This window comes from Devosia sp. Soil_C_22 (assembly GCF_057657195.1).
On sequence record NZ_JBDGIY010000001.1, the window covers coordinates 2,730,500 to 2,743,891 of the forward strand.

General features: G+C 65.5%; 10 protein-coding genes. 2 read left to right on the top strand and 8 right to left on the bottom strand.

Translation table 11 applies throughout. The features are described 5' to 3' along the window. Window positions 1–15 precede the first annotated feature (15 nt). From AC3A6I_RS13340 to AC3A6I_RS13360, 5 genes are all read right to left on the bottom strand, one after another. Entirely contained in the window at window positions 16–1,368 is a 1,353-nt protein-coding gene (locus tag AC3A6I_RS13340) for a mandelate racemase/muconate lactonizing enzyme family protein (protein ID WP_487544207.1), read from the bottom strand. Between the two features lie 105 nt (window positions 1,369–1,473). After that, the gene (locus tag AC3A6I_RS13345) at window positions 1,474–2,568 is read right to left on the bottom strand and encodes an ABC transporter ATP-binding protein (protein ID WP_487544208.1); all 1,095 of its coding nucleotides are present in this window, start codon (window positions 2,566–2,568) and stop codon (window positions 1,474–1,476) included. Window positions 2,569–2,592: 24 nt separating this feature from the next. Further along, window positions 2,593–3,462, bottom strand: coding sequence for a carbohydrate ABC transporter permease (locus tag AC3A6I_RS13350; protein WP_487544209.1), 870 nt, complete (start codon window positions 3,460–3,462; stop codon window positions 2,593–2,595). Between the two features lie 2 nt (window positions 3,463–3,464). Beyond that, window positions 3,465–4,400, bottom strand: a complete 936-nt coding sequence (locus tag AC3A6I_RS13355; RefSeq protein ID WP_487545024.1) for a carbohydrate ABC transporter permease — start codon at window positions 4,398–4,400, stop codon at window positions 3,465–3,467. Between the two features lie 105 nt (window positions 4,401–4,505). Further along, window positions 4,506–5,966: an ABC transporter substrate-binding protein gene (locus tag AC3A6I_RS13360; RefSeq protein WP_487544210.1), complete on the bottom strand. Its 1,461-nt coding sequence runs from the start codon at window positions 5,964–5,966 to the stop codon at window positions 4,506–4,508. Between the two features lie 236 nt (window positions 5,967–6,202). On the opposite strand from AC3A6I_RS13360, the gene AC3A6I_RS13365 reads away from it, so the two are divergent. Together AC3A6I_RS13365 and AC3A6I_RS13370 are read left to right on the top strand one after the other, a co-directional pair. After that, window positions 6,203–6,901, top strand: coding sequence for a GntR family transcriptional regulator (locus AC3A6I_RS13365; protein WP_487544211.1), 699 nt, complete (start codon window positions 6,203–6,205; stop codon window positions 6,899–6,901). Between the two features lie 57 nt (window positions 6,902–6,958). Beyond that, the gene (locus AC3A6I_RS13370; protein ID WP_487544212.1) at window positions 6,959–8,161 is read left to right on the top strand and encodes a mandelate racemase/muconate lactonizing enzyme family protein; all 1,203 of its coding nucleotides are present in this window, start codon (window positions 6,959–6,961) and stop codon (window positions 8,159–8,161) included. 296 nt (window positions 8,162–8,457) lie between these two features. Here AC3A6I_RS13370 and AC3A6I_RS13375 read toward each other — a convergent pair whose 3' ends face one another. From AC3A6I_RS13375 to AC3A6I_RS13385, 3 genes are all read right to left on the bottom strand, one after another. Then, complete coding sequence (locus tag AC3A6I_RS13375) at window positions 8,458–8,838, bottom strand: DUF2200 domain-containing protein (RefSeq protein WP_487544213.1); 381 nt, start codon at window positions 8,836–8,838, stop codon at window positions 8,458–8,460. 203 nt (window positions 8,839–9,041) lie between these two features. Then, a complete protein-coding gene (locus tag AC3A6I_RS13380) occupies window positions 9,042–10,304 on the bottom strand; it encodes a DUF763 domain-containing protein (protein ID WP_487544214.1) in 1,263 nt (420 codons plus the stop codon). Window positions 10,305–10,632: 328 nt separating this feature from the next. Further along, window positions 10,633–13,287: an autotransporter outer membrane beta-barrel domain-containing protein gene (locus AC3A6I_RS13385; protein WP_487544215.1), complete on the bottom strand. Its 2,655-nt coding sequence runs from the start codon at window positions 13,285–13,287 to the stop codon at window positions 10,633–10,635. Window positions 13,288–13,392: the final 105 nt, after the last annotated feature.

Below are 13,392 nucleotides of genomic sequence, written 5' to 3' on the forward strand. Positions count from 1 at the left end.
GCAGAGACATCGACGTCAGCTCCAGGTGCGGTCCCAGGACATGTCGTTGTCCCACTGATCGGTCGGCTGCCAGATGCCGGTGACGCCCGGCTGCAGGTGAGCCATCAGTACTTCGTCGTTGAGGTCGTCGATGCCGAGGCCCGGCTTGTCGCTGAGCTCGATGAAGCCGTTCTGGACGATCGGGCCGTCGAAGCCGGTGACGATATCGTCCCACCACGGCACGTCGACGGAGTGATACTCGAGCGCGAGGAAGTTCTCGGTGGCGGTGGCGATATGGGCAGCGGCAATCGCGGCGATCGGGCTCTCGGCCATGTGGATGGCCATGGCGATGCCGTGGTCCTGCGCCGCGTCGCCGATCTTCTTGGTCTCGAGGATGCCGCCGCTGGTGAGGATGTCCGGGTGGATCACCGAGATGCCGGCGTTGAACAGCGGCTCGAAGCCTTCCTTGAGGTAGATGTCCTCACCGGTGCAGATCGGCACCGAGGTGGCTTCCTGCAGGCGCCGATAGCTCTCGGCATGCTGCCAGGGGATCACGTCCTCGAGCCAGGCCGGGGTGTACTTTTCGATGCGCTGCGCGAGACGGATGCCGTCCTGCAGCGAGATGTGGCCGAGATGGTCGATGGCGAGCGGGATTTCCGGCCCGATCTCGGCACGGACTTCGGCCATGTACTGGTCGAGCAGGTCGAGCCCCTTCTCGGAGAAGTGCAGGCCCGTGAACGGGTGCATCACGTTCTGCGCGTCGTAGATCAGGTTGCGCGCCTTGCGCTCCTCGTTGTTCGTGGCGCGGATGCCGCCGGCATGCTGGTGGAAGGCGTCGATCACGCCGGCCGGGCCGACGACAGCGCCCGGGATGTGGGCGATTTCCATCAGGCCCAGGTCCATCTTGAGGAAGGTGAACCCCTTGTCCATGCGCTCCTTGAGCCGCTTGCCCATCTCGGTACCGCTCGGCCGGTCGGCATCGGTATCGCAGTAGCAGCGCACCTTGTCGCGGAACTTGCCGCCCAGCATCTGGTAGATCGGCACGCCATAGGCCTTGCCTGCCAGATCCCACAGCGCGATCTCGACTGCCGATACGCCACCGCCCTGGCGGCCATGGCCGCCGAACTGCTTGATGCGGCGGAACAGCCGGTCGATGTCGCACGGGTTCTCGCCGAGCAGGCGCGACTTCAGCATCAGCGCATAGGTGGCGCTGGCGCCGTCGCGGACTTCACCGAGGCCGACAATCCCCTGGTTGGTGTAGATCTTGAGCAGCGCCGAGCGGAACGGCGCGCCGGTGATCTCGGCCACCCTGATATCGGTGATGCGCAGATCGGACGGACGGGAGCTGGTGTTGACGCGGTTGAGCGCGTCTTCGGGAGTGTTGGTCATCGCTGGCGCTGTCTGGGTTGTTGGCAGGCCATTGATGGCCCGCCGAAGGGAAGGACGTGATGAAACGAGCGGCGAACCGGGCCCGCCGCTCGGAATGCGTCAGGGTCAGGCGGTGAGCGCCATCTCGGTCTCGCCGTCGAACAGATGCAGCTTCTCCTGATCGAAGCTCAGGAACACCTGCTCGTCCGGCTTGATCTGGATGGTCGGCGGCAGGCTGATATTGACCGGCGAGCCGCTGAGGAACACCTGCACATAGGTGACGTCGCCGGTCGGCTCGACGGTGTAGACCTTGGCCGGCACCGAACCCGCCACCTGGTCCTTGGTCAGCTTGATGGTCGAGTGGCGCGCGCCCACCACGATCTTGTCCGACTTGGCGCCGAGCGCCTTCTTGGCGTTGGCGGCCGACAGCGGCAACTCCCAGCCCTCGGGGCTGGCCAGCGCCACTTCGGTGCCGCGCGTCACCGCCTTGAGCGGCACGAGGCTCATCGCCGGCGAGCCGATGAAGCTCGCGACGAACATGTTCACCGGGTTGTTGAAGACGTTGGCCGGCGTATCGTACTGTTGCAGGAAACCGCCATTCATCACCGCCATCTTGTCGGCCATGGTCACGGCCTCGAGCTGGTCATGGGTGACGTAGATGATGGTCGCCTTGAGGTCCTGGTGGAAGCGCTTGATCTCCGAGCGCATCTGCACGCGCAGCTTGGCGTCGAGGTTCGACAGCGGCTCGTCCATCAGGAACGCGCGCGGCTCGCGCACCAGCGCTCGCCCGAGGGCCACGCGCTGCTGCTGGCCGCCCGACAGTTCGCGCGGCTTGCGGTCGAGCAGGTGCGTGATGTCGAGCGTCTTGGCCGCGGCCTTCACGCGCTTGTCGATCTCGGCCGCCGGCAGCTTCCGCATCTGCAGCGGGAACGCCAGGTTCTTGTACACCGACTTCTGCGGGTAGAGGGCGTAGTTCTGGAACACCATGGCGATGTCGCGATCCTTGGGGTCGAGCCCCGAGACGTCGCGATCGCCGATATTGATGCTGCCGCCCGACATCGGGATCAGACCCGCGACGAGGTTGAGTGTCGTCGTCTTGCCGCAACCCGAGGGCCCGACCAGCGCGACGAACTCGCCATCCTCGATGGTCAGCGACACGTGGTTCACGGCGTAGACCGGGCCGTAGTTCTTGACCACGTCTTTCAGGACAACCTGAGCCATAACTGAGCTTTCCTTCGGGTAGGGCTAGTGCTTGACCGCGCCTTCGGTCAGCGCGCGCACAAAGTATCGTTGCAGGACGAGGAACAGCACCACGACGGGGATGCTCATCATGAAAGTGGCCGCCATCAGGCCCGGCCAGTCGGTGGCGTTCTCCGAGAAGAAGCGCTGGATGCCGACCGGCAGCGTCATCTGATCGTGCCGGGTAAGGAACGTGTAGGCATAGATGTACTCGTTCCAGGCGCCGATGAAGCTGTAGATCGAGGTGGCGATGATGCCCGGGGTCGACAGCGGCATCACGATCAGCAGGAACGCCTTGAAGCGGGTGGCGCCGTCGATGCGCGCCGCCTGTTCGAGCTGGATCGGGATGTTGTCGTAAAACCCCTTGAGCAGCCAGATGGCGAGCGGCAGGCCGAAGGTGAGGTACGTGAGGATCAGCGATCCGTGCGTATTCACCAGCCCGAGCAGGCGCATCAGGATGAACAGCGGCACGAGGAACACCACGGCCGGGAACATGTTGCGCAGCAGCACCGCGAAGAACAGGAACGTGCGGCCCGGGAAGCGGAAGCGCGAGAAGGCGTAGGCCGCCGGCACCGCCACCGCCACCGCCAGGATGGTGGTGAGGGTCGAGACCCACATCGAGTTCCAGAAATACTGGACGAAGTCGCGCCCGATGCTGTCGGCCGGGTTGATCAGCTTCCAGTAGTTGGCGAGCGTCGGTTCGGCCGGCCACCACTGCGGCGGGTATTGCATGGCGGCAAAACCCGTCTTCAGCGACGTGATGAACATCCACACCATCGGCATGGCGGTGAAGATCAGCAGCAGCGTGAGGAAGATGCGTCCGGCCCAGCGCCAGCCATCGAATACGCCGCGGGCGGCGCCTGCAGAAGATTCCATGGTCATGCGCCAGCCCTCGAATCGTCGCCCTTGGTCAGTGCCTTCACGTAGAAGTAGCCAAGCACCATCATCACGATGAACAGGATCACCGCGTAGGCCGCGCCCACGCCCCAGCGCTGCCGCCCGAAGGCGAGCTGGTAGATATGGGTGATCCAGATGTCGGACGAACCGGCCGGGCCACCGCCCGTCATGATCCACGGGATGATGAAGGAGTTGAAGTTCTGCACTGCCAGCAGCAGCACGGTAACGGTCGACACGCCCGACAGATGCGGCCAGGTGACGTGCCAGAAGCGCTGCCACGGGCTCGCGCCATCCACCTGCGCCGCACGCAGCAGCGTATCGGGCACGGTCTGCAGGCCGGCCATCAGCATGATCATGGCGAAGGAGAATTCCTTCCACACGTTCACGACGATCAGCGCGTAGAGCGAGGTCTGCGTGTTGTCGATGAAGTTGATCGGCCGATCGGTGAGGCCGAGCTGTACGGCCAGCGCGCCGATGGCGCCGAAATCGGAGTGATAGAGCCACTTCCACACATAGGAGGCGGCAACCGCGCTCACCACCCACGGGATCAGCAGCAGGCCGCGCAGCAGGCCACGCCCCACGAACTCGCGATGCAGCGACAGCGCCGCGCCCAGCCCGAGCGCGAAGGCGAAGATGGTCGACAGCACGGTCCACACGACCGTCTGCCAGGTCACCTTCCAGAACACGGGGCTGGTGAGGATGGTGATGTAGTTGTCCAGCCCGTTGAACTGCTTCTGGTTCAGCTGGAGGCTGGCCGGCGTATTAAAGAAGCTCAGCTCGATCGTGTAGTAGATCGGATACGCGATGACGATCAGCATCACGACGAGCGCCGGCAGCACATAAAGATAGTCGGTGCGATGGTTCCAGACCCGCTCGATGAAGCTCGCGCGCTTGGGCGCGGGCTCGTCGCGGAATATGGCTTGACCCTGAACAGTGCTCACGGCGGTCATACCCTGTTGGTGGAGATCAAAAGACCGGCGACGTCACGCCGCCGGTCGAACATGTTTGCCCGCTATGGGCGATTAGATGCCGCCGCCGCTGACGACGCCCTGGATCTTCTGGGCCGCGTCTTCAACGGCCTGATCCACGGTCATCGCGCCGGTGAGCGCATTCTGCATCATGTCGGGGACGATGATGTTCATGATCTCGGGCGCTTCCGGAATGACCGGGAACGGAATGCCGCTCGGCAGCATCGAGGTCGTGACATCGAGGAACGGGATCGTGTCCAGGCGTTCCTTCATCCACTCGGTCTTGAAGCCGCCGAGGTTGCCCGGGTTCGAACCGACCCAGCTCAGCTTGGTCGACCACTCGGGGCTGGTATACATGCAGATCAGCGCCTTGACGGCCTGCTCGTCATACTGCCCGCCCTCGACATAGTCGGACTTGACCACGTGGATGTTCGAGCCGCCGAACACCACCGCACGGCGCGCCGGACCTTCCGGGATCAGGCCGTACTTCATGTTGGCTACCACCTCGTCGGCCACCGCCTTGTCGGCGCCGGTCGCCTGGCTGGCGAGATCGAGCATGCGGGCATATTCGGCCGGGTGCGAGATCATCATGGCCAGCTGGCCGGCGATGAACGGCGCCTGGTTCTCGGCCTGCGTGTTGGTCAGCGCCGAGGTCGGCACCGACTTGTCGCGGACATACATGTCCACGGCAGCCTGCAGCGCGGCCTTGGAGCCGTCGTTGTTGATCCACACGTCCTGGTAGCCCGGGTTGTCCGAGGCTTCGTCGAGCGCGCCGCCACCGTATGCCCACAGCTGCGGCATGAAGCGGAACGGCGTGTTGCCGGCGTTCTGGCGGGCAACGAGGCCGAAGCCGGAGATGCCGAGCTTGTCCTTGATGGTCTTGGAATAGGTGACGACGTCATCCCAGGTCGCCGGCGGGCTGTTCGGATCGAGGCCGGCATCGGCGAAGATCTTGGCGTTCCAGATGAAGCCCATCGTCTCGTTGTTGGTCGGGATGCCGTAGCCCGTGCCCTCGTAGGTCACCGACTTCAGCGCGCCCGGCCAGAAATCGGCCGACGAATAGCCCACGTCTTCCGGCTTCAGCGGGTTGAGATAGCCCTTGGCCGCGAATTCGACGCCGCCCAGGATCTGCAGGCGCACGACCATCGGGGCCGCGTTGCCGAGCAGAGCGGTGCGGAACTTGTCGAGCAGCTCGTTATAGGTGATCGACTGCACGTCGGCCTGGATGTTCGGGTAAGCGGCCTTGAAGGCTTCCCAGAACGCGGCGTCCTGCTCGTGCGAAATCTTCGGATCGGCTTCGAACGGGCCGGTGTACCAGTAGGTCACGCGACCGGCGTAGTCGTTCGGCACGACCTTGCCGCAGGTGCCTGCGGTGTCGAACGTCTCGGTACCGGCAATCGACTTTACATATTCGGGCGACCACTGCGACAGGTCGACGCTCTGCGCGAACGACATCGAGGTGGTCATCATCAGGCTCGCAGCCGACAAAGCGGCGAGTGCGCGTACAACACGCATGGAATTTCCTCCTAGTTAGAAAGCGTCGTCCGACCAAAGGCCGACTGCGACGGACGCCTACAGCGAATGCTGTTCCTCTTACGGGACCGGACTTGGCGCCGGCTTCTCCCTGACTGGTATGGCAGATTTTCAGACATCCATGTGTATGTCAACATGGATGAAATTATACATTGTTTGCCGGTTTTCACGTGCAAACGGGACTTGGCTTGCCCAAAAAACATGCATAAACAAGGAACATGAGTCAGGATACCACCAGCATGGACCGGCCCGAGGACTCGCTCGAGCAACAGGCCTCCGTCTACGAGATGATCCGCGAGGACATCATCTCCGGCCGGCTGGAATCCAACGAGCGGCTGAAGGTCGCCGATCTCGCCGAGCGCTACGGTACCTCGACCAATCCGGTGCGTGAAGCCCTGCAGCAGCTGCGCGGCGAGGGCTTCGTGCTGATGGAGCCCAACCGCGGCGCCCGCGTGCGGCCAATCGACGCCGACTTCGTGCGCGACATCATCGAGATCGAGGTGATGATCGAGGCGGCGCTGACCCGCTGGTTCGTCTCCATCGCCAACGACGCCGACATCGTCGAGCTCGAAGCCATCCAGGCCGAGATCGAGCAGAACAATTTCGACGACAAGCTGCGCCACGGCCAGCTCGACACCCGCTTCCACCAGTTCATCTACGACCGCCACTATAACCGCCACGCCGCCGAGCTGTGGTGGAAGCACCGCGAGATCCTGCGCGCCATCAGCCGGCGCTTCCCCACGTCGCTCAGCCGCCGCGTCTCGGTGCTGAAGGAGCATCGCGAGCTGATCGAACGCATCCGCGCCCAGGATGCCGACGGCGCCGCCGCCGTGGTCGCCCGCCATGTCGAGGGCTCGGGCCGCCACATCATCGAGCAGATGGGCGTGGCCCAGCGGAACGGCACGCTGCGACGCTGACAAATCCGATAGTTTTTTTGATTTCAAGAGGATGGCCTTGAGGCCAAAGGGAGCATCATGAAGATTACCGACCTGCGCGTTGCCGTCATCGGCAAGCACCCGATCGTGCGCATCGTCACCGACGAAGGCATCTACGGCCTCGGCGAAGTCGAGTACACCAAGACCTACCTGAAGCCCTTCATCCTGCATTTCCGCGATGCGCTGATCGGCGAGGACCCAACCGACGTCGAGCGCTGCATGATGAAGATTCGGCAGCGCGGCTCGTTCAAGCCCTATGGCGCCGCCGTGTCGGTGATCGAGCACGCCCTGTGGGACATTGCCGGCAAGGCCGCCAACGTCCCCGCCTACAAGCTGCTCGGCGGCAAGGTGCGCGACAAGGTCCGCGTCTATAACGGCTCGGTCCGGCGCAAGCGCGAGGGCGACCGCCCCGAGGATTTTGCCGCCGACGTCAAGTGGATGGCCGAGCAGCCGGAAGGCTTCTTCATGGTCAAGCAGGGCATCGGCTTCCACTCGTCGCAGAAGGACAGCTACGACGACTTCCACTACGGCCCGCGGCAGAAGAAGGCCGGCTATCACGGCGCCATGGACCAGGGCCAGATTTCCGAGCACGGCTTCAACTACATGCTCGATTGCGTGCAGGCGATGAAGGAAGCGCTGGGCGACAAGGTCTCGCTGGCCCTCGATTGCGGCCCGGGCTGGTTCCTCAACGATGCCATCAAGTTCGCCAATGCCGTCGAGAAGTACAACATCATGTGGCTCGAGGACATGCTCACCGGCGACTACGTGCCGTGGGTCAATCCGCAGGCCTACCGCGAGCTCACCACCTCGACCACGACGCCGATCCACACCGGCGAGCAGATCTACCTGCGCCACAACTTCAAGGAGCTGATCGAAACCCAGGCCGTGCGCGTCGTCGGCCCCGATCCGGCCGATATCGGCGGCATCGCCGAGCTCAAGTGGGTGGCCGAGCACGCCTACATGCACTCGATCATGATGGCTCCGCACGGCACCGCCAACGGCCTGCTCGGCCTCGGCGCGCTGATCAACATGTGCGCCACCCTGCCCGCCAACTACATCGCCTTCGAGTACCCGTCCGCCTCCGATCCGTTCTGGAACGACATCGTCACGGGCCTCCCCTCCGGCCGCATCGTCAACAACAGCCACGTCGACCTGCTCCCCGGCCCGGGCCTCGGCCTCGACATCGACGCCAAGGCCGCCAAGCAGTACCTCAAGGAGGAGGACGCCGGCTTCTTCGACTGAGTTCTCGGCTGAATCACTGAATGAAGGGCCCGACGCAACCTGTCGCCGGGCCTTTGTTTTTTAGCCCGACAGCTTACCCCAGTCCCGATGTCATTCCGGCGCAGGCCGGAATCCATCCTGAGGCGATCGGTGAGGGTAGAGAGATCCCAGGATGGACCCCGGCCTGCGCCGGGGTGACCCTGTGGTTGGGACCAATGATGCGCCACAAGCACCCCTTCACCTCCCCCCTTGTGGGGGAGGCCGGGAGGGGGGCGTCTGCCTCAGCGACGCACCGAAGCCCCACCCGCGCGAAAACCTCAAGCCCCCACCGGCTGGCGCAAAATCTTCTCCATCGCCTTGCCCTTCGCCAGCTCGTCGATGAGCTTGTCGAGATAGCGGATCTCGCGCATCACCGGGTCCTCGATCTGCTCGACCCGCACGCCGCAGACGACGCCAGTGATCAGCTCGCGCGCCGGGTTCAGCCGTGGCGCCGTGGCATAGAACGCCTCGAGCCCCGTCCCCGCCGCCATCACCTCGGCCAGCGATGTCTCGCTATGCCCGGTCAGCCACTGGATGATCTCATCGACCTCGGCCTTGGTCCGCCCCTTGTTCTCGGCCTTGGCGACATAGAGCGGATAGACCTTGGCGAAGCTGATCGAATAGATGCGATGCTTGGCACCGCCCTTGGTCGGCTGCATGTTGACCTCCGCGAGTTGAGCACATCCTAGCCGGGCTTCCCGTCAAGGCAACCGGTGCAAAGCTCCCGCACGCTCAGCACCCAACCTCCAAGCCCGCAGCGACGCACCCTCTCCCCCTCGGCGGGGGAGACGCGAGACTTACGAGCGTCAGCGAGTTAGTCGCAGCAGAGAGGGGGTGGCGGCGGCACACCGTGCCCTCCCGGCTACACCCGCATCTTAGCCCTGAGATATGCGTTCGGCATGTCGTCCATCACCGTGCGGCCGCCATATTCCGGCGAGCGGCGGCGTTCCTCGTCGATGAACGCGTAAAAGCTCGGGCCGGTGGCGCCGGGCTCGAGCGCACGGGCCTGGCGGTCGAGGCGCCTGATGGCGCCCAGTTCTTCCTCGGCGCCGAGGCGGGCCTTGCCGACGGCCGATTTCAGCACCCGGATGGTCTCGTCGTAGACGGTGAGCGGCACCGGGAACGGGTGGCCGTCCTTGCCGCCATGCGCCATGGCATAGCGGGCCGGATCGGCGAAGCGGTGCGGCGCGCCGTGGACCACTTCGGCCACCTGTGCCAGCGCACGCACCGTGCGGGCGCCGACCCCGGGCACCAGCAGCAGCTCGGAGAAATCGTCAGGCGCGCGCTCGGCGGCGGCGGCGAGGCTGCCGTGCAGGCGCCGCAGCATCACGTCCTTGGGGCGGATATCGTGGTGCGAGGGCATCACCAGATGCGGCAGCAGCGGCTGGTCGCTTTCGACCGGCGCCGGCTCGACGATGCCCTCGATGCGGCCGACCTCGCGCACGATCGCATCCGGCCCCATGCCGCCGAGCAGGTCGACCTGGGTTTCGCGCGATCGGGCGGCGCGGATATCGGTGAGGTTGACGATCGTCCCCTGCCCCGCGCCCTCGATGGCGCTGTGCGGCGTCTCGACGAAACTCTTGAGCCCGGCCGATTGCCAGTGGTAACGCCGCGCCGTTTTGGCGTCGCCCTTCATCCCCTGCTGCACCACCACCCACTTGCCGTCATCGGCGACGATGAAACCGTGGAGGTAGAGCTCGAATCCGTCCTGCACCGCCGCGCTGTCGACCTTGGCGACCAGCCGGCTGGCGCGGGCCAAGGCGGCACCGTCGAAGCCGACGCGATTGCCGATGGCCACCAGCTCGTCCGGCGTCTTGCGCGAGTGCCGACCCCGACCGCCGCAGACATGCAGTCCGAGCTCGCGCTCGATCGGCTTCAGCCCGCCCTTGAGCGCGCCGATAACGCTGGTGGTGATGCCCGACGAGTGCCAGTCCATCCCCATCACGGCGCCGAAGGACTGGAACCAGAACGGGTTGGCAAGCCGGCTCAACAGCTCGTCGCGGCCATACTCATGCGCGATGGCCTGGCAGATGACAGCCCCGAGCCGCGCCATGCGCTCGCTCAACCACTTTGGCACCCGCCCGCCATGCAGCGGCAGGTCGGCGCTTCCGGCACGACTACCCATCGGATTCCCCTGTTCGCATGCAGCGTAGCACAGGAACAAAGAGGAAACAAACGGGTGCGCCTCCCTGCGAGGGGACAGGGTGCGTTGCTGCAGGACTCGGTGCTCGTGGGAGGCTTTCTCCCCCTTGGCGGGGGAGAAAGCGAAAACTTGGGCTTAGCGTAGCTAAGTCCTTAGTTTTCGCAAGAGAGGGGGTCGTGGAGGGCACGGCGCGCCATCGCACCCCCTCTCTGCTGCGACTAGTTCGCTATCGCTCACAAGTCTCGCGTCTCCCCCGCCAAGGGGGAGAGGGTGCCCACCACCGTGATCTGCCTTGCGGCAAGGGTCCAGCCTAGAACTGCCCCGACACCGTCAGCTTCACCCCGTGATTGCTGGCCGAGCTGCCGAAGGCGCCGCGATAGCCGAGATCGAGGTTGAGGCCCGGCGCCAGCTCGCCGCCAATACCGGCTTCGAGCAGCAGGGCCGTGTCGTCCGGATCGGCGCCCGAGACGGTGAACGGCGTGCCGCCAGGGAAAGCGTGCGTGGCGGTCGGGGCATCGCCGCTACTGTGCTGCAGCGCCACGAGGCCGTGCGCCGTGAGGCTCTTGCCCTCGCCGATAGCGATGTCGGTGGTCGCCTTCAGACCCACGGCGAACACCGTGCTGCCGAGCGCGTCGGAGCTGCCCTCAAGCGCCGCATCGCCGCCGGATTCACCGTAGTCGCCGCCCGATTGGCCGATGACCGCGGCCTGGACGAACGGCACCAACTCGGCCTGGCCGAGATCGAAGGCATAGCCCAGTTCGCCGAACAGCTGGCCGGTGGTGACGCCGTAGGAGGATTCGAGCTCGTCGCTGAAGCCGGTGAACTCCGGGTTGCGCGCCACCGCCACATCGTGCGCGCTGACTGCGCCACCGCCGGCAAGCCGCACCTGCCCGATGGCCGCGCCGCCATAGAGCCCGAGATGGTAACTGCGGATTTCCGCTTCCGAGGCGCGTTCGGGGATATCGACGTTCTGTCCGCCGAACCCGGCCAGCACACCGGCGAACACGTCCGGCGCGATCAGCCCGTCGGCGCCGAACAGCAGCCCGCCGGCCCCGAAATCCATGGCGGCGGCGTTGCCGTCGCCTTCCACCGTGCCGCGCCCGCCATAGGCGCGGACCCAGATATTGCGCGCGCCCTCCACCGGCTGGTCCGAACCGAGCCCGGCTTCGATCCGATCGAGCGCCGCCTCGCGCGGATAGCGGCTGGCGCTCGCGAGGCTGGTGAGCACGGCGGCATGGATTTCGCCCGACAACTCGTCGAAGGCCTCGAGCGCCTCGTCGGTTATCAGCAGCGAGGCCGCATCGAACGCGTCACCCGCGCCGAGATCCTGCAGTGCCACGGCCGCCGCCAGCTGGTTCGGCGTCTCGGCCCCCTCGGGCAGGTTGGCAATGTCGGTGATGCGGATCCACACCTGCCCGGCGATGCTGTCGTCGAGCACGAACTGCATGAAGGGCGAGTCGTCGATGACGCCGGCGAAATCGCCGGTCACCGAGGCCGCATCGAGGATCTGGAACGCATCGCCCACCGCATAGGCGCCGCTCGCCACCACGACGCCGACCGTGCCGCCCGACAGCGTCGCCGCCCCCGACACATCGAGCAGCCCGGCCGAACCACCGGTCGAGACCGCGACGCGGAACAGGCTGCCCGCCACATTGGCAAACGTGCCGGTGACATTGAGCGTCCCCGCCGTGAGATCGACCGTGCCGGCATTGCTGAGCGCCCCGACCACCGTACCGGTGCCGCGCAACGTGCCGTTGGTGCGTACATTGAAGGCCGGCGTGGTGATCGTGCCGGTGAGGTCGAGCACCCCGGCCTGCACCTCGCCGCCGGTGGCAAACGTGCCGAGCCCGGTCAGCGTCCACGCCTCGCCCTGCATGGAGAGCGTCTCGAAGTTGAGGAATTTCGACGCATCCTCGGTGCCTGTACCGAGGAGGACGAGATTGTCGACGGCCGTGCCGCCCTGCACCAGCCCGTTCAGCACCGAACCGGTCGAGAGGTTCACGGTCCGGTCGTAGGCGCCGGTGAAGCGCATGGCGTAGGTCGCGCCGGTAATGGTGCCGGAATTGGTGACGGTGCCGGCGCGCGTCATGTAGAGTCCGTCGCCCGCTGCCGACTTGATCGTCCCCGTATTGATGAACGTGCCGCCCCCCGTCGCTTCCACCGCTTTCGAGTTCGCATTGGCGCCGGTCGATTCGATCGTCCCGTGATTGGTGAAGGTCAGCGGCGTCGTCACCGAGGCGTAGATGCCGTTATAGCCGCCCTTGATCACCGCGTTCGGCCCGTTGAACAGCACGCTCGGCCCGCCCTGGATCAGCACGCCGGTCGAAAACCCGCCCTGCCCCAGGTTGATGATGCTGCCGTAATTGTAGACCTCGCGGTTGCTGCCCTGGCCCACCGACACCGCATTGCCCGAGCTGTTGGCCGTGATCGTGCCGGTCGCGTTGTTGGTCACCGTGCCGCCGAACTGCAGCAGCACCAGATCGCCGCCCGTGCTCACCTGCACGATCGTGCCCGAATTGGTCACGACGCCCGGCCCGACACCGGGATTTCCCCCGCTCGGGAACTTGCCGATATTGATGGCGCTGCCATTCGACGACAGCGTCGCGCCCAGCGCGTTGATCACCGTGCCGCCGGCATCGAGCGTGATCACATTGGCACCCGACATGAAGCCGGTATTGGTGACGCTCGAGCCCGCCCCGCGCAGCCGCGTGACACCGCTGACCGTGCCGTTATTGGTCACCGCCCACGTCCCCGTGCTGCCGATGCCGTTGCTGACCGTCACCCCGGCCGCGATATCCACGGTGGCGCCGACATAAGTATCGAGATCGATCCCGCCCGGCATATTGGCCGTGATGTTCACATCGGCGGCGAGGATAGGCGGCAGCATCGCCGCCAGCGACAGTGTGACCGCCGCACCAATGGCGACCGCGCGCCTTGCGGCCGCGGCTTTCCCCGAACTCGACATCACTACCCCCAACCAGCACAGCCGCACCGGGAGGCTGGGGGACACCGCGGGCTCGCGCGAGCCCGCGGTTCAGGTCAATTGAGGGTAATTCGGGACTCTGTCCCG

Bases quoted from the DNA above. Each gene is read 5' to 3' on its own strand.
- AC3A6I_RS13340 (WP_487544207.1), bottom strand. From the start codon at position 1,368: ATGACCAACACTCCCGAAGACGCGCTCAACCGCGTCAACACCAGCTCC.
- AC3A6I_RS13345 (WP_487544208.1), bottom strand. From the start codon at position 2,568: ATGGCTCAGGTTGTCCTGAAAGACGTGGTCAAGAACTACGGCCCGGTC.
- AC3A6I_RS13350 (WP_487544209.1), bottom strand. From the start codon at position 3,462: ATGGAATCTTCTGCAGGCGCCGCCCGCGGCGTATTCGATGGCTGGCGC.
- AC3A6I_RS13360 (WP_487544210.1), bottom strand. From the start codon at position 5,966: ATGCGTGTTGTACGCGCACTCGCCGCTTTGTCGGCTGCGAGCCTGATG.
- AC3A6I_RS13365 (WP_487544211.1), top strand. From the start codon at position 6,203: ATGAGTCAGGATACCACCAGCATGGACCGGCCCGAGGACTCGCTCGAG.
- AC3A6I_RS13370 (WP_487544212.1), top strand. From the start codon at position 6,959: ATGAAGATTACCGACCTGCGCGTTGCCGTCATCGGCAAGCACCCGATC.
- AC3A6I_RS13375 (WP_487544213.1), bottom strand. From the start codon at position 8,838: ATGCAGCCGACCAAGGGCGGTGCCAAGCATCGCATCTATTCGATCAGC.
- AC3A6I_RS13380 (WP_487544214.1), bottom strand. From the start codon at position 10,304: ATGGGTAGTCGTGCCGGAAGCGCCGACCTGCCGCTGCATGGCGGGCGG.
- AC3A6I_RS13385 (WP_487544215.1), bottom strand. From the start codon at position 13,287: ATGTCGAGTTCGGGGAAAGCCGCGGCCGCAAGGCGCGCGGTCGCCATT.